A 15,361-nucleotide genomic window follows, 5' to 3' on the forward strand; every position below is an offset into this window, starting at 1 on the left:
TGAGTGTATAGATAAGGGAAATGCGGAAACCTTATTGATAATGAGGAGGGACAGCAATGAGAGCAGTGACATTTCAAGGCGCGAAAGACATTCAAGTGAAAAAGGTGCAGGCCCCGAAGATCGAGAAGCCCGATGATATCATCGTCCGTATTACGTCCACCGCGATCTGCGGCTCGGATCTGCATATTTACCTCGGCGCATTGCCGACGCATAAGGACTATGTAATCGGCCATGAACCGATGGGCATCGTCGAAGAGATCGGGCCGGGAGTTGTGAATGTGAAGAAGGGCGACCGGGTCATCATCCCGTTCAACCTCTCGTGCGGCGAGTGTTTCTTCTGCCGTCACGAAATGGAAAGCCAGTGCGACAATTCCAATCCGAATCCCCACGTGGATACAGGCGGGTTCCTCGGGTTCACCGAGCGGTATGGTGATTACCCGGGCGGCCAGGCGGAGTATCTCCGGGTCCCGTTTGGCAACTTCACGCCGTTCGTCGTTCCGGAGAGCTGTGAGCTGCCGGACGAGTCATTGCTGTTCCTGTCCGATATTATGCCGACCGCCTATTGGAGTGTTGAACACGCCGGGGTCAAGCAGGGCGATACGGTCATCATCCTCGGCTGCGGTCCGGTCGGTCTGCTGGCACAGAAGTTCGCCTGGCAGAAGGGCGCGAAGCGGGTCATCGCGATCGATCACGAACCATACCGCCTGGAGCATGCCGTCCGGACGAACCGCGTGGAAGCGTTCAACTTCGCGGAGATCGATGAAATCGGCAGCCACATGAAAGAATTGACGAGCGGCGGCGCGGATGTCGTCATCGACTGTGTCGGCATGGATGGCAAGAAGAATATCTTTGAAACAGTCGGCCAGAAGATGAAGCTGCAGGGCGGGACGACGAGTGCCATCGAAATCGGCCTGGAGTCGGTCCGGAAATTCGGCACAATCCAGCTGACCGGTGTATACGGTTCGCTGTACAATGCATTCCCGCTCGGCAAGATCTGGGAACGCAACGTCACAATGAAGATGGGACAGGCTCCGGTCATCCATAACATGCCGCTGCTGTTCGATCAGGTGACCTCCGGCAAGATCGATCCGACAGACATCATCACACACGTCGTACCGCTCGATGAAGCTGCGGATGCGTACCAGAAATTCCATGATCATGAAGACGGCTGCATCAAAGTCATCCTTAAGCCATGATCCTTTATGCACAGCAAAACGCCCTTCCCCCTTTAACAGGAGGAAGGGCGTTTTCGTTATGCTGTCCATGGATCCGGTCAGTTCATCAGTCGAGCAGCCGGTTGTTCGCGTCGGTGTCCATCAGGGGACCGTTCCCGCTGCTGTTCCGCGATCCGAGCTGTCCGGTACCGTCACAGATCGTACAGCCGTACTGCCAGCCTTCATCATCAGCCAGCATTCCTGTCCCTTCGCAAGCTTTGCAAGTCGCTTCGCGGTCGATCATCTCAGTTCCTCCTCATGCTTCGATTTCGTCTTGGCGTGCCTTTGCCCAGTTGATCATGCCGCCTTCGAGCATTACGTCGATCTGGCGGCCTGACATGGAATGCTCCACATGGATCTCCCGATTGCTGCCTTTGATGCCGATAGTGAACGGCTTGCCTGACTTGACTTTCGCACGCACGTCCGTCAGTTCGAGGATGTCCCCGTTCTCGAGCAGGTCATATTCCGACGGGTCACTGAAGGTGAGCGGCAGGATGCCGAAGTTCACGAGGTTCTGCCAGTGGATCCGTGCAAAGTCCTTTGCAAGCGCAACCCGCAGTCCGAGATATCGCGGAGCGAGCGCTGCGTGTTCACGGCTCGACCCCTGTCCATAGTTCGAGCCTGCGACGAGTGCATGGCCGCCTGGTGTCGCCTTCGCCCGTGAATAGTATGTGCGGTCCACATTTTCGAAAGCGAATTTGCTGATTTCCGGCAAGTTGCTCCGGAACGGCAGGACACGCGCCCCGCCGGCGAGGATTTCGTCCGTCGAGATGTTGTCGCCCATCTTCAGCAGGATCGGCAGTTCCATGGCATCGTGAAGCGGATCCATGTCTGGGATAAGAGCGATATTCGGCCCTTTGTAAAGTTCTACCTGCTGCGCTTCTTCGTATGGCAGCGGCTCTGTCAGCAGTTTCGTGTCGACTGTCGGTTCTTCAGGATCATGTACTTGCGGATACGGCATATCAAGCGTGCGCGGATCGGTGATGACACCGGTCAGAACGGAAGCGGCAGCAGTTTCCGGGCTGCACAGGAACACACTGTCTTCGAGTGTGCCCGAGCGTCCCGGGAAGTTACGCGGTGTCGTCCTCAGACTGTTGCGGCCCGTCGCCGGAGCCTGCCCCATCCCGATGCAGCCGTTGCAGCCCGCCTGATGCAGCCGTGCATCGGCCTGCAGCAGTGATGCGATATGACCTTCCTTCACGAGGTCTGTCAGCAGCTGGCGGGATGTCGGGTTGATGTCGAAGGAGACACCTTCCTTCGCCCGCTTGCCTTTGACAATTTCGGCGACGACCGCAAAGTCCCGGTATCCCGGGTTGGCGGAAGAACCGATGTAGGACTGGTAGATCGGGGTGCCGGCAACTTCCGAAACGGGCACGACATTGCCCGGACTGGATGGCTTGGCGATGAGCGGTTCGAGCGCGGAGAGGTCAATCTCCTCGTACAGGTCATACTCCGCCCCTTCGTCCGCCTGCAGTTCCACCCAGTCGGCTTCCCGTCCCTGTGTCGCGAGGAAGTGGCGGATCTCGCCGTCCGACGGGAAGACAGTCGTCGTCGCACCGAGTTCCGCCCCCATATTAGCGATGACATGGCGGTCCATCGCGCTCAAGTTCTCAAGGCCAGGCCCGTAATATTCGATAATCTTGCCGACTCCGCCTTTCACGCCATGACGGCGGAGCATTTCGAGGATAACGTCTTTTGCGCTCACCCAGTCGGACAGTCGACCGGTCAGCTTGACGCCCCACACTTGCGGCATTTTGATGTAGACCGGGTTGCCTGCGATCGCAAGCGCCACGTCGAGGCCTCCTGCGCCCATGGCGAGCATTCCCATACAGCCGTTCGCACACGTATGGCTGTCCGAACCGAGCAGGGTCTTTCCGGGGATCGCGAGGCGCTGCATGTGCACCGGGTGGCTCACCCCATTGCCGGGACGGCTGTAATACAGGCCGAAACGCTGCGTTGCGCTCTGCAGGAACAGATGGTCATCCGCGTTCTTGTTATCGACCTGGATGACGTTATGGTCGACGTACTGTGCGGATGCTTCTGTCTGGGCACGCTTGACGCCCATCGCTTCAAGTTCCAGCATGACCATCGTGCCAGTGGCATCCTGTGTCAATGTCTGGTCGATCTTCAGGCCGATTTCGCTTCCCGGTGTCATCTCACCGGACAGCAGATGGTCTTTGATCAGTTTTTGGGTAACGTTCAATGGCATTTGGATATCCTCCCTGTCATGTAGTCACGTGGATGCGAAACAAGCAAATGCAGTTCTGCATTTGCCTGTTCCTCTGGAGGCTGGTGAACAGTCACTTGCGGTCCCAGAAGCGCTGCTGCGCAATGGCACCGATAAATTGGCCGGTGAAGTCCTTGTTATCATCCGCGAAGATGACTCCGTCCATATTGTTCAATTCGCTCTTGATGATGTAATCGCCCGCGCCGGATGCGACACCGATCGGCTTCATGTGCGAGTAATGCATGCGGACGAAGTCGAACAGGTGGGTGTCGAACTTCATCTGCATCGGTGATTTGCCGCCTACGACGTAGATAGCATCGTAGAGAGTCGGGTCGACCGCCAGGAAGGACTTGAGCACTTCCAGCTCGGTACCGTCATTCCCTGTCAGCATGCCCTGTTTTTCAGATATTGTTTCAAACAGTACACCGTTTTCCGCAAATGCTTTGAGTGCTGCGTTCACTTCTTTCCCGTCGAACCCGTCTCCGAGCAGGACGCCCACTTTCATCGTCATCGCAGAGTGCGGCGAGTTCAGCTGGCTCAGGGATGCATAGCTCGTGTCCACGTCGACGTGCTTCGTCTTTGGTGGTTCCACACCGATGTTCTCTGCAAGCATTGTGGCCATTTCGGTATCGACATTCCCCCAGAGTTCTACGTTCTTCTGGCGGATCGTCTTGTCCTTCACACTGCCGATATGGAAGCTGAACGATTCTACGAGGTCTTGTTTCTCCGGCGCCGACAGACTGTTCCAGAAGATCCGGGCCTGCGTGTAGTAATCTTCGAATGAATCACTCGGATGTTCCCGAGTGACATGCCCTTCGACTTTGCCCGGATAGTTTTCATATCCGCCTTGTTCCGGCGGAGTTTCGGCCGGTGTATTGTCCGCCAGGGAATTGTTATGGTAGTGGACTTCATCCGTCTCGATCGGGTATTTCCCGTAACTGTCGCGGTAGTTATTCTGTACATCGGCGATCGGCCGGTTGACAGGGAGTTCTTCGTAGTTGGCGGAGTTCTGACGGTAAAGCTCCGTATCCCGGTAGGCAAACGAGCGGCCCTGCAGGACAGGGTCATTCGAGAATTCGATACCCGGCACCAAGTTGCTCGGATTGAACGCAGACTGCTCCTCTTCTGCAAAGAAGTTGTCCATGAGACGGTTCAAGGTCATTTTGCCGACGAATTTCGGAGGGACGACCTCTTCCGGCCATAATTTTGTATCATCGAGAATATCAAAGTCGAAGTTGAATTCATCCTTCTCCTCGATCATCTGCACGCCGAGCTCATACTCCGGATACGCACCGTTTTCAATCGCCTCGACAATGTCCCGGCGATGGAAATCGGGATCGACCCCGCCGATGATATTCGCCTCGTCGAGCAGGAGGGAGTGGACACCGAGTTTCGGTTTCCAGACGAACCGGACGAACGTCGACTTCCCTTCCTTGTTCACGAAACGGAATGTATTGACCGGATACCCTTCCATCATGCGCCAGCTTCTCGGGCGCCCGCGCATGGACATGAGCCACATGACCATATGGGCGGATTCCGGGTTGTTGACAACGTAGTCCCAGAAACTGTCGTGGGCAACAGTAGCCTGAGGCATATGGGTCTTCGGATTCGGTTTCGCGGCATGCGTCACGTCCATGAACTTCATGGCGTCCGCAAGCAGGAATACAGGGAATTGCAGGGCGAGCGAGTCGTAGTTGCCTTCTTCGGTATAGAACTTAACTGCGAAGCCCCGGATATCCACTGCTGTGTCTTTCGATCCCCGGTTCCCGACGAAGTTTGAAAAACGGACGAAAACAGGCGTTTTTTTCCCTTCTTCCTGGAGGAATTTCGCCATTGTGTACTCTTCCATCGACTCGTACAGCTCAAAATCGCCATAGACGCCGAATCCGCGTGCATGGACGACTTTTTCAGGGATCCGTTCCCGGTTGAAATGGGATTGTTTCTTATAGAAATGGAAGTCCTGCATCAGGAGCGGTCCGCGCTTGCCGGCACGCAGTGTCTTTTGATCATTGGCGACTTTCATGCCGCTCTCTTCGGTCATCGGCTTGCCTTCACCCGTATTCTGGTGGCGGAATTGTCCGAGCTGCTCGTCCTTCGCGTCCATGTTCTGGTTGTTTTCATTGTCCTTCTTCACCGATCATCATCCTCCTGATTGTCGAGTTTTTGTGAGTGCCGGTCACTGCGATTCCCGATTGCATTCGCTACCGGGCTCTATGTACCTCCACCCATGCATCCTATCCTTCTCCCTGTTCCCTGACAATCTAGTAAGTAAACAAGGGAGACCCGGTAAGGCGTTATGAAAAAAACGCAGATTGCCTCTCCTTTTCCCGGAATGAATGCATAACAAAAAGGAGATCATCGAATCACTTAAGTCGATTCGAAGATGTCCTCTTCATGGGATGGAAAAGGGCGGACTGGCCGCCCTTGTCCACTACTTATTTACGATCATTGTCTTTTTTCGTTTCTCTGGCACGGGCTTCTCCGCCTTTGCGGCCAGCTTCTTCACGGCTCATCTTGCCGTTATTGCTGTTTTCACGGTCACTGCTATTGCTGTTTTTGGAACGGGATTCCCCGCCTTTGCGGCCGGCTTCTTCAAGACTCATCTTGTCATCGTTCCCGCTGCTGTTGCGGCTCTGTTCCACGCGGGCTTCTCCGCCCTTTTGTCCGATTTCCTCGTAGAATTCCTTGCCATGTGTTTCAGCCGTTGCTTCTCCGCCTTTGCGACCGATTTCCTCGTAGAACTCAGGGCCATGGTTCTCAGCTGTGGCTTCGCCGCCTTTGCGTCCGATCTCTTCGTAGAATTCTCTGTCATGATTCTTTGCAGTCGCTTCTCCGCCTTTACGGCCAGCTTCTTCCAATGTCATCTTGCCATCGTTTTCTCGATTGCGGTCATCGTCTTTACGGTTAGCCATTCTGAAATTCCTCCTTAGTAATGTGGGATTCTGTCGTTCAGCGAGCTTAGTTGGTGTATTCCCAGAATGCCATTCCGTAAACCCACTATTCTGTCTATAACCAATCCAGCGAAAGGATGCTCTGTTTTAATATAATGAAAATGAGCCGCAGCGCATCGCTCGCGCTTGATTCTTCCGTTTCGGTGAGAAACGGAATGATAGCGCTTCTTCCCTGGAGCTCTTTCACCCTTATCCTCGGTGTGCTTTCCATTAAATCCAAATCAGCCTGCAGCTTTTAACGTGTAAGCCTGCAAATAAAAAGTTGATTCCAGCTGCTATTCCACAGTACAATGGAGGTCTACTACTCATAGGCTGCTTTTTAGCCTAAGGAGGTGCATATCGTTGGAGAATCCGTTGCGATTGTCTGATACCGCTCCCACTCATGCAAAGCCTGAAGTCAGAAAGGCGATACTTTGCATGGGGCTGACCAATTTACTTCATCGCTAGGTTTCTACTCTGAACGAATGGCTTTGCTCCCTTATTCCATTACAAAATAAGGAGCGGTCACCTATGAATTATGTCAATGCAAAACAGATCTTACCTGATGAACTGCTGGCAGAAATTCAGCAATATATTCACGGTGAGACTCTCTATATTCCGAAGCGTAATAAGGAACGCCTGAAATGGGGGACGGCTACCGGCAGCAGGCACTCTTTGGATGAACGCAACGAGCAGATCCGCAGCCGCTTTTTTGACGGAGCTGCTATCGGGGAGCTGGCCACTGCCTATTGCCTGTCATCAGAAACCATTAAAAAGATCGTCTACATTCGTAAGTAGATATCCAACCCCTTATCCAGCTGTTCAACAAAAGCTGGATAAGGGTTTTTGTGCTGAAAACTTTTCCGACCTATTCTTTCCCTAGTCTGTCCGGCGGGATTCTTGTACACTTGCAGAAGAAACGAACAGGAGGCGCAAATCCCATGACGGAGAACTTCATCAGAAACGAACACTACAACTACATCAGCAAACAAGCCGCCCTCATGCGTCAGAGTACACAACAGCATCTGACCCCGGCCGTGAGAGAGTCGCTTCTGGCGCTTTGTGCGGAACGCATCATGACCTGCATCCCCCGACTGTCAGAGGAGCAGAAACAACTGCTGGATTTCAGTTCGCTGAGGACGAATGATCAATACGACCAGGCATTGTCCCGGTTAGACTCCTGCCGGCTGTCTTTTCCGGAAGTAACGGAACCGCAGCTGAAGAAGCTCTTCCCGAAACGGAAAAAGCTGAAGCTGCCTGCCTTGGCTAATTCGGATTTGGAGCGTACGACATACCTCAGCTGGGTGGACAGCCGATCCAACCGGATGTATTTGCTGTATGTATGGGACGGAAGGATGGAAGGGATTGAATGTACATTCTCCCCGAACTTCATCCAAAACACCTGCTCCATATGCCATCATCAGGAACAGGTCACGATGTTTTCTACTGTAACGAAAGAAAGGAAGGCGAACAATCCTGATTACTACAGGGCGATCGGCAATCTCATCTGCACGGACAGCGCCGTATGCAACCGCAACATCACCGACACCGAGCCCTTGGATCGTCTGTTCAAAGACGCCCTGACGAAATAAGGTGCCTGTGCACTACACAATTCAGACACGATTCAGAATCGTTCCGAATTTGTGTGACACACAGGCACCAAATTTACAGGCACCAAATTCAAACTTTCTTCAGCATGCGCAGGCCGTTGAGTATGACTGCGAGTGTGCTGCCTTCGTGGATGATGACTGCGCCCGTCATGTTCATGTTGCCGGTGATGTTGGCGATGACGAGGAACAGGACGACGGCGAGCGCGACGACGATGTTCTGGACGACGAGGCGGCGCAGTTTCTTCGCGACTTGCAAGGTATAGGAAAACTTCGTCAGGTCGTTTTTCATGAGCACGGCATCTGCCACGTCGATAGCGATGTCCGTCCCCTCTCCCATCGCGATGCCAACATCAGCAGCGACGAGGGCCGGCGCATCATTTACGCCGTCACCGACCATCGCAGTGACTGGATAGGTTTTCTTCAACTCATTAATAATACTAGCTTTTTCATCGGGCATAACGTTTCCGCGCACTTCGTCAATACCTAGATTCCGACCGATCGCTTCGCCAGTCCGCTTGGCATCCCCTGTGATCATCATCGTATGGATGCCCTGGTCTTTCAAGTAGCGGATCGCTTCGAGCGATGTTTCTTTCGGTACATCCTGGATGGCGAGCAGAGCGAGCACCCGGTCGTCTGTCCCGAAGTACACGACCGTTTTCCCTTCTTCCTCATAACGGATTGTCTGCTGCTGAATAGAGTCGGAAATCGTTACATACGAAGTCGGTTTCCCGATTTTATAGACCGCACCGTCCGACTCAGCAAGCAGGCCGACGCCGATAACGTTCTCCACTTCCAAGTCAAGCGGCTTCACGTCCTCATAACGGATCAGAATTGCTTGCGCCAGCGGATGATTGGACTTGCTTTCCATGGAGACAATTAAGCGGATGAACGCTTCCTGTTCCGCGACAGGAACCTCATCGGCGAAAAACGTATCGGTGACGACCGGTTTCCCCGTCGTCAGCGTACCCGTCTTGTCGAAGGCGACCGCTTTCAGATCGGCCAGGTTCGACAGGTACGAACCGCCTTTGAACAGCACGCCGCGCTTCGCCAGGTTGCTGATCGACGAAAGGGTTGCCGGTATATCAGTTGCAGCGAGCGCACACGGCGAAGTCGCGATCAGGAACACCATCGTCCGGTAGAGGCTGCCGTATGCACCCCATTGCAGTACGTAGTAGCCGAGCAGGAAGAACAGCGGTGTCAGTAGCAGGACCACTTTCACATAGACAGGTTCAAGACGTTTGATGAACGCCGCAGTGCGCGACACATTGTTTTGCGTCTGACTCACGAGCTGGATGATCTTCGAGATCACCGTGTCGGCGCTGTCTTTCGTCACTTCCATCGTCATCGTGCCGACGCCGTTGATCGTGCTGCCGAACAGCTCGTCGCCTTCACGTTTTTCGATCGGCATACTCTCCCCTGTGATGGACGACTGGTCGACGGATGAAGTGCCCGACAGGACAACACCGTCTGTCGGAATCTGATCCCCGTTCAAGATGGACAGCCGGTCGCCGATCCGGAGCTCTGACACTTCCACCGTTTCGACCTCCCCGTCCGATTTGATCCGGCGGGCGGTGGTCGGATTCAGCTTCAGCAGGCTCGTAATCTCTTTGTTACTTTTCTTTTCCGCGTATTCCTCGAGGAAATGTGCCCCCGCGAAGATGAGGATCAGAAGGGCGGATTCCCGGTATTCTCCGATGACGACCGCGCCGATCGCTGCAAGCGTCATCAGTATATGGACGTTCGGTGTGAACTTCCGCTTGGCCCGCGTCTGCTGGTACGTATCGGAAAACCCTTCGATGATTATATGGTAGCCGGAAAGGACAAGGGTCAGGATGAACAGCACAGCACTCCAGAGGTCGGAAGAGACGAAGAGCGCTGCCAGGAATGCGGCCAGTCCGGCAAAGTAGAGAACGGCAGCCTTATTTCCGCCGTGGGCATGGTCATGATCGTGGTCATGATTATGGCTGCAAGAAGACGCTCGATGATTCAACGAGTGTTCACTCATAATGATAAATCTCCTTTACGTGCTCAATTGCCACTTCAAAAATTTCATGAACATGGATATCATGCAGTTGGTAAATCATTTCCCTGCCATGTTTCTGACTTTTCACGAGCCGAGCAAATTTCAATTCCCGCAGTTGATGGGAAACGGCACTCTGTGACACATCCAATCTGTCACAGATCTGTGTTACTGTGAGCGATTGTTGTTTCAGCAGGAAAAGGATTTTAATACGTGTCGGACTAGACAGTGCACTAAACAAATTTGCTACATCCTGCTCAACTTCCTTATCAAGCATTTCTGTATCATGAATTGCTTCCTGTTCCGTCATCATCATCACCTATCCTTTAATATGAACATATGAGTAATTGTTCATTTGTTACTCATAGTATATGTTGTCAGAAAAGTTTTGTCAATGGTAAGGTACCTGGACGGAGTAAGGTAGTATGAACTATTTTAAAATTCACCTTTTTTAATGTTTTTTTCATCCATAAAAACTTTGACAATCGGCGTGTAATGGTTTAATTTAGACAATACACGAACGAATTATCACTAAATATAATTAACATTCGTGTTTGAATTCTCGTATAAACTTGGAAATAAGGTCCAAAAGTCTCTACCAAACTACCGTAAATAGTTTGACTACGATGAATGACGACAAAACGAACTAGCGATCGCACTTGCAGACCAGGTGCTCTATTTGCCTTCTCTTCGTTTTCTCTGTCGATTCACCTGTCAAACTCTAGTTACCCAACTAGAGTTTTTTCCATTTTTATAAGGAGAATTGAAAATTGGATCGTCGGAAAGGGAGAGTGCATTGAAAAGTTCAGCAAGTACGGTACATCCAAAGCAAACAGCTTGGGGACATGTAAAAGAAAATTATCGATTGTATGCGGCAGCCTTTCTCATTGTTCTTATCGCAGAATTGATCGGCATGAAGAAATTCAATGCGGGTCCAGCCTTAATCGTCATCTATCCTATGCTCTTCGCCATTGTCATCGGAGTTGTACTTGGTAAAGATATTGTAAAATTCTTCACAAAAGAAGAAACCAAAAAAGCCTCCTCACTTGTGCTTGTGGCCATCACGCCGTTCATGGCAAAAGTAGGTGTATTAGCTGGTGCCAATCTGCCTGAGCTTGTCAATGTCGGACCTGCGCTTGCTTTCCAGGAAATCGGACACATTGGGACGATTTTGTTCGCTCTGCCGGTAGCCCTGCTCCTCGGCATAAAAAAAGAAGCGATTGGCGCAACGAGCTCGACTTGCCGGGATAAGGATTATGGACTGATCTGCCATCTGTATGGATCGGAATCGCCTGAAGCACGAGGAGCCCTCTCTATCTATATCATCGGGTTTTTGATCGGGACGGTCTATATCGGCTTTTTAGCAAGTTTCGTAGCATCGTTCCAGTTCTTTCACCCGCTGGCACTCGCCATGGCTTGCGGAATTGGAAGCGGCGTGATGATGGCAGCTGCCTCCGGAACACTTGCCACCATCTATCCAGAATATGCAGATCAGATCGTCATGCTGGCAGGAGCGAGCGATATGCTGTCTGCGATTGTCGGCATCTACTTCACGCTTTTCATCTCGCTGCCAATTACAAAAAAGCTATACGCTTTCTTGGAGCCAAAGCTTTCGTTCCGAAAACGTCTTAAGTACGAAGGAGATGTGTAACATGGCGATGACAATGAAAAACTGGACGCTTTCCCTTGTCTTTACGTCCGTAATCACGATGTTGCTGGCTAATCTGATTGGCAATCATGTATCCATTACAGAATCCATACCAGGTGTTCTCTGGTTATCTGCAATTGCATTTACCGGCATCGCCTTAGGAAAAGTGATCCCGTTAAAGATTCCACCAATCGTATTTGTCGTGCTCATAGGAATGCTGGTGGCAAGTCCTATATCTCCTATCGCACAACCGATTATCGACTCGACTGCAAAAATTTCGTTTATGGCGCCTATAACAATTGTTGGCACGCTTGCGGGCATCGGTCTTGACTTCAAGTCATTCATTAGCCAAAGTTGGAAAATGGTCATTGTCGCCATCTTAGTGTTTACAGGAACTTTCCTGATCCAAGCAACGTTTGCCGAGTTGTTTTTACATATGACTGATGCAGGTAACTAATTTTTCTACTAACGAACACGGAGGGCTCTTATGATACCCAAAACTGAAAACGCAAGTCTGCTCATAAAAAACTGCACCCTATTGACTTCCGACTTTCAACTCGTGCATGATCAAACAATCGTAGTAAACGATAATCGGTTGATCGCTCTCGGTGATACCTCCGCCCTGTCGGCTGCTTATTCCGCAAAAGTCACAGTAGATGCGAAGGGGAAGCTTGCGATGCCCGGGCTGATTGACAGCCACACCCATACGTCCCAACAGTTGTTGCGCGGACGGATCACCGATGAACTGCCGATGATCTGGACACGGATCATGGTTCCTTATGAAAGTCGCCTTCAAGAAAAAGACGTCCGTATCAGCTCCCAGTTAAGCTGTCTGGAAATGATCAAGTCGGGCACAACCTCTTTCATCGATGCAGGCGGACAGCATATGTCCCAGACAGCAGAAGCCGTTCTGGAATCCGGCTTGCGGGCAGTCCTTTCTTGTTCCACAATGGATAGCGGACCAGAGATCGTCTCGGCAATGAAACAGAGCATTGAGGAAAATATCAGTCGAAACCGGCAATTATTCAACGAGTATCAGGGAGCTGGAGAAGGTCGGCTGAACGTCTGGTTTTCCTTGCGTTCTCTCCTCTCCTGTACACCCGAGCTCATCGAGAAAGTTTTTGAAGCAGCCAATGATTGTGCAACCGGCATGCAGGCCCATATGAACGAATATACAAATGAAATCAACTACTGCTTGGAACACTATCAGATGCGTCCCTATGAATATTTGGATACGCTCGGTGTCCTGAACGATCATTTTTTAGGAGCACACAGTATTTTTATGTCTGCAAACGAGATGGATATTGTGAAGGAACGCCATTGTCATATCGTCCATTGTCCTGTCAGCAATTCTGGAAAAGGCGTTCCGAACACCCCACACCTACTGCAGAAAGGCATTCCAGTAAGTCTCGGTACAGACGGTGCTGGTCATACAGGATTAAGCTTATTCGAGCAAATGCGCGTGTTCAAATCGCTGATGCGTGCTTCCTATGGGGCTCCTTACGGTGATCCTGTCATCATGCCTTCCTCGTCATTGTTGAAGATGGCGACTTTCGGCGGTGCCAAAGCGATGCTTCAGGACGATCAGATCGGCACATTGGAAGTGGGGAAAAAGGCAGATTTCATCCTCATCGATATTGATCAGCCTCATATTCAACCGACACACAATTTAGTCAACACACTCATTGAAGCCGTTAGTGCGAAGGATGTGACACATTCAGTCGTTGACGGGAGACTTCTCATGAAAGATAGACAGGTCCTAACTATGGATGAAGAAAAAATAATGTATGATAGCAAACTGGCAATGGAGAGTCTTTTCAGCCATGCTATCCGATAACTCAGTCAGGGTTACGAACAAGTGAGGGGTAACACATGTCCATTTTTCTTATCAGTATCGTATTACTTGCTAACTTAGTAATTGGAATATTTTTGGGTATTTCAGGAATAGCCGGATTTTTATTGCCGTTAATTTATGTTGGATTTTTACATCTTCCTGTACATGATTCCCTCGCTCTGAGTTTTTTGGCATTTGCTGTCTCCGGGCTCCTCGGTGCACTATCTTACTGGAAGATGAAGCAGATGGATATCAAACTCGCTGTACTGTTAAGTATCGGCAGCCTTCCAGGTGCCTTGCTCGGTGTTCAGATCAATGTAGTCACCTCCGACTTCCTCGTGAAACTTTTCCTCTACTTGTTTGTTCTGTTCGCCGGGATTTCCATCTTGCTGAAAAAGAGCCAGCCTGAGGGGGCACAGCAGCCATCCCCGCTGCTCCAGCACCGTCTTTTTGTTGTACTGCTTGGATTTCTGACTGCTGCCATCTGCGCACTGACCGGCGCAGGGGGGCCCATCTTATTAGTACCGATTCTAGCTAGCCTGGGAGTAAATATACGGGTCGCCGTCGGTGTGAGCCTATTGAACTCTGTTATCATTGCCATTCCTTCTATGGCAGGCTACTTCGCCCGTGCCAATCTGGAGTCCACAGCCTACCTGATCGTTGTCAGCTTAGTCGGAACTGTAATTGGTATTCTGTTTGGCACGCGAATCGCCAATCGAGTACCACTCCCGCAGTTGAAACTTTTGATCTCCATTCTTACAATCGTCTCATCCGTTTATATGCTCGTTTCTATGTTTGCAGGAGCCTGATACTTCCATTTCCCAATTTATCAATACATGCCAAAAAGACACTCTGCACCTCCCGAAAGGAGAGGCTCGAGTGTCTTTTTTTCTTAGTCCGAACTGCGGAGGATCTTATTCATTTTCTTTCCTTTCGCCAGCTCGTCAATCAGCTTATCCAAATAACGGATCTCCTGCATTAACGGTTCCTCGATGTCCTCCACGCGGATACCGCAGATGACACCTTTTACGAGACGGCGGTTCGGATGCAGAGAGGGGGCTTCTGCAAAGAATGACTCGAAGTCCGTCTTCTCTGCCAGCAAGTCTCGGAGCTGCTCATCTTTGTATCCTGTCAGCCAAAAGATGATTTCGTCGACCTCTTGCCGAGTGCGTCCTTTCCTCTCTGCCTTCGCTACATAATGCGGGTAGACATCCGCTACCGGCATCGTAAAGATCTTATGCTTCTTCACTGCCCCGCCCTCTTTCACACATTCTGGTAATACAACCCATGCTCTGTACAATAAGACAGCAGCATCCCATGGCGACGGTTGGCAATGCGTGCTTGCAGTGCCCATTCGGGATATTGTTTAAACAGCTGTACTTGATCTCCTGTCGCAAAGGCGACAAAGGAAATGTAGTGATCCTTCTCCATGGGATGATCGCTCGAGACGTACAGTTCCCCGTCTATCAGTTCGCAGTTCAGCACATGGTCGTCTGTTGCTTTCCTCGCTTCAAGTGGCTCCAGTTTCCTGCCACAGCATGACACGGATGCATTGCCTGTATTGATTGTAATGTTGCCGCATGAGGGGCAAACGTAATAAGTGGATTTTTTCATATTTCCTCCTGTGAAATCGCCGGCGTTCAGGCCGCCGTCCAGAATGTCTTCGATATTGGCACCAAGAAGGGCGGACAGCTCTGTCAGCAGCGAGACATCCGGAAAACCTGCGCCTCGTTCCCACTTGGAAACGGTCCGGTCTGATACATGCAGCCGGTCTGCCAGCTCCTTCTGCGTCCATCCTTTTTCTTTCCGCAGCTGCAGAATGACACCGCCCACTTTTTTCACATCCATCGCCTGACCTCTCCTCCCTGATGACTTCAT

Annotated in this window: 15 protein-coding genes and 1 riboswitch; of the genes, 7 read left to right on the forward strand and 8 right to left on the reverse strand. The window is 51.3% G+C overall.

Translation table 11 applies throughout. From position 1 onward, the window contains the following. The first annotated feature begins 56 nt into the window (after positions 1-56). A complete protein-coding gene (locus NFU03_RS11070) occupies positions 57-1,196 on the forward strand; it encodes a zinc-dependent alcohol dehydrogenase (protein ID WP_251638676.1) in 1,140 nt (379 codons plus the stop codon). An 85-nt stretch (positions 1,197-1,281) separates the two neighbouring features. On the opposite strand, the gene NFU03_RS11075 is transcribed toward NFU03_RS11070, so the two are convergent. The 4 genes from NFU03_RS11075 to NFU03_RS11090 all read right to left on the reverse strand — a co-directional run bounded on the left by NFU03_RS11075 (position 1,282) and on the right by NFU03_RS11090 (position 6,353). Then, positions 1,282-1,458 carry a hypothetical protein gene (locus tag NFU03_RS11075; protein WP_251638677.1) on the reverse strand — a complete coding sequence of 59 codons (177 nt, stop codon included), beginning with the start codon at positions 1,456-1,458 and terminating at the stop codon, positions 1,282-1,284. A 12-nt stretch (positions 1,459-1,470) separates the two neighbouring features. Further along, positions 1,471-3,423: an aconitate hydratase gene (locus NFU03_RS11080; protein ID WP_251638678.1), complete on the reverse strand. Its 1,953-nt coding sequence runs from the start codon at positions 3,421-3,423 to the stop codon at positions 1,471-1,473. Between the two features lie 91 nt (positions 3,424-3,514). Continuing rightward, positions 3,515-5,545: a catalase gene (locus tag NFU03_RS11085; protein WP_251638856.1), complete on the reverse strand. Its 2,031-nt coding sequence runs from the start codon at positions 5,543-5,545 to the stop codon at positions 3,515-3,517. A gap of 331 nt (positions 5,546-5,876) precedes the next feature. Then, positions 5,877-6,353 (reverse strand): KGG domain-containing protein, encoded by a 477-nt coding sequence (locus NFU03_RS11090; protein WP_251638680.1) that lies wholly within the window; start codon positions 6,351-6,353, stop codon positions 5,877-5,879. Between the two features lie 519 nt (positions 6,354-6,872). Here NFU03_RS11090 and NFU03_RS11095 point away from each other — a divergent pair. Next, positions 6,873-7,169, forward strand: coding sequence for a CD3324 family protein (locus tag NFU03_RS11095; RefSeq protein ID WP_285835442.1), 297 nt, complete (start codon positions 6,873-6,875; stop codon positions 7,167-7,169). A 143-nt stretch (positions 7,170-7,312) separates the two neighbouring features. Next, positions 7,313-7,963, forward strand: coding sequence for a FusB/FusC family EF-G-binding protein (locus tag NFU03_RS11100; RefSeq protein ID WP_251638684.1), 651 nt, complete (start codon positions 7,313-7,315; stop codon positions 7,961-7,963). A gap of 88 nt (positions 7,964-8,051) precedes the next feature. On the opposite strand, the gene NFU03_RS11105 is transcribed toward NFU03_RS11100, so the two are convergent. After that, on the reverse strand, positions 8,052-9,986 hold the full coding sequence (locus tag NFU03_RS11105) for a heavy metal translocating P-type ATPase (protein WP_251638685.1): 1,935 nt from the start codon (positions 9,984-9,986) through the stop codon (positions 8,052-8,054). Next, positions 9,979-10,314 carry an ArsR/SmtB family transcription factor gene (locus tag NFU03_RS11110; RefSeq protein WP_251638687.1) on the reverse strand — a complete coding sequence of 112 codons (336 nt, stop codon included), beginning with the start codon at positions 10,312-10,314 and terminating at the stop codon, positions 9,979-9,981. Before NFU03_RS11110 ends, NFU03_RS11105 begins: the two co-directional genes overlap by 8 nt. Positions 10,315-10,543: 229 nt before the next feature. Further along, positions 10,544-10,645: riboswitch (purine riboswitch) on the forward strand. A gap of 152 nt (positions 10,646-10,797) precedes the next feature. Between NFU03_RS11110 and NFU03_RS11115 the strand changes: the two genes are divergently transcribed. From NFU03_RS11115 to NFU03_RS11130, 4 genes are read left to right on the forward strand one after another with little or no spacing between them, the layout of a single operon-like run. After that, a complete protein-coding gene (locus NFU03_RS11115; RefSeq protein ID WP_251638689.1) occupies positions 10,798-11,652 on the forward strand; it encodes a DUF3100 domain-containing protein in 855 nt (284 codons plus the stop codon). A gap of 1 nt (position 11,653) precedes the next feature. Continuing rightward, on the forward strand, positions 11,654-12,106 hold the full coding sequence (locus NFU03_RS11120; RefSeq protein WP_251638692.1) for a hypothetical protein: 453 nt from the start codon (positions 11,654-11,656) through the stop codon (positions 12,104-12,106). 30 nt (positions 12,107-12,136) lie between these two features. Further along, positions 12,137-13,486, forward strand: a complete 1,350-nt coding sequence (locus NFU03_RS11125; protein ID WP_251638694.1) for an amidohydrolase family protein — start codon at positions 12,137-12,139, stop codon at positions 13,484-13,486. 35 nt (positions 13,487-13,521) lie between these two features. Then, on the forward strand, positions 13,522-14,292 hold the full coding sequence (locus NFU03_RS11130) for a sulfite exporter TauE/SafE family protein (RefSeq protein ID WP_251638696.1): 771 nt from the start codon (positions 13,522-13,524) through the stop codon (positions 14,290-14,292). Positions 14,293-14,375: 83 nt separating this feature from the next. Here the strand turns inward: NFU03_RS11130 and NFU03_RS11135 are convergent, their stop codons facing one another. Both NFU03_RS11135 and NFU03_RS11140 read right to left on the reverse strand, forming a co-directional pair. Beyond that, a complete protein-coding gene (locus tag NFU03_RS11135; RefSeq protein ID WP_251638698.1) occupies positions 14,376-14,732 on the reverse strand; it encodes a DUF2200 domain-containing protein in 357 nt (118 codons plus the stop codon). 14 nt (positions 14,733-14,746) lie between these two features. Next, positions 14,747-15,331 (reverse strand): helix-turn-helix domain-containing protein, encoded by a 585-nt coding sequence (locus tag NFU03_RS11140; RefSeq protein ID WP_251638699.1) that lies wholly within the window; start codon positions 15,329-15,331, stop codon positions 14,747-14,749. Positions 15,332-15,361 lie beyond the last annotated feature (30 nt).

The sequence above is a fragment of the Sporosarcina sp. NCCP-2716 genome, assembly GCF_023707985.1.
Taxonomy (GTDB): domain Bacteria; phylum Bacillota; class Bacilli; order Bacillales_A; family Planococcaceae; genus Sporosarcina.

Excerpts from the sequence above, each read along its gene's own strand:
- NFU03_RS11110 (WP_251638687.1), bottom strand. The coding sequence starts at position 10,314 with ATGATGACGGAACAGGAAGCAATTCATGATACAGAAATGCTTGATAAG.
- NFU03_RS11120 (WP_251638692.1), top strand. The coding sequence starts at position 11,654 with ATGGCGATGACAATGAAAAACTGGACGCTTTCCCTTGTCTTTACGTCC.
- NFU03_RS11140 (WP_251638699.1), bottom strand. The coding sequence starts at position 15,331 with ATGGATGTGAAAAAAGTGGGCGGTGTCATTCTGCAGCTGCGGAAAGAA.
- NFU03_RS11125 (WP_251638694.1), top strand. The coding sequence starts at position 12,137 with ATGATACCCAAAACTGAAAACGCAAGTCTGCTCATAAAAAACTGCACC.
- NFU03_RS11085 (WP_251638856.1), bottom strand. The coding sequence starts at position 5,545 with ATGGACGCGAAGGACGAGCAGCTCGGACAATTCCGCCACCAGAATACG.
- NFU03_RS11075 (WP_251638677.1), bottom strand. The coding sequence starts at position 1,458 with ATGATCGACCGCGAAGCGACTTGCAAAGCTTGCGAAGGGACAGGAATG.
- NFU03_RS11130 (WP_251638696.1), top strand. The coding sequence starts at position 13,522 with ATGTCCATTTTTCTTATCAGTATCGTATTACTTGCTAACTTAGTAATT.
- NFU03_RS11105 (WP_251638685.1), bottom strand. The coding sequence starts at position 9,986 with ATGAGTGAACACTCGTTGAATCATCGAGCGTCTTCTTGCAGCCATAAT.
- NFU03_RS11090 (WP_251638680.1), bottom strand. The coding sequence starts at position 6,353 with ATGGCTAACCGTAAAGACGATGACCGCAATCGAGAAAACGATGGCAAG.
- NFU03_RS11080 (WP_251638678.1), bottom strand. The coding sequence starts at position 3,423 with ATGCCATTGAACGTTACCCAAAAACTGATCAAAGACCATCTGCTGTCC.
- NFU03_RS11070 (WP_251638676.1), top strand. The coding sequence starts at position 57 with ATGAGAGCAGTGACATTTCAAGGCGCGAAAGACATTCAAGTGAAAAAG.
- NFU03_RS11100 (WP_251638684.1), top strand. The coding sequence starts at position 7,313 with ATGACGGAGAACTTCATCAGAAACGAACACTACAACTACATCAGCAAA.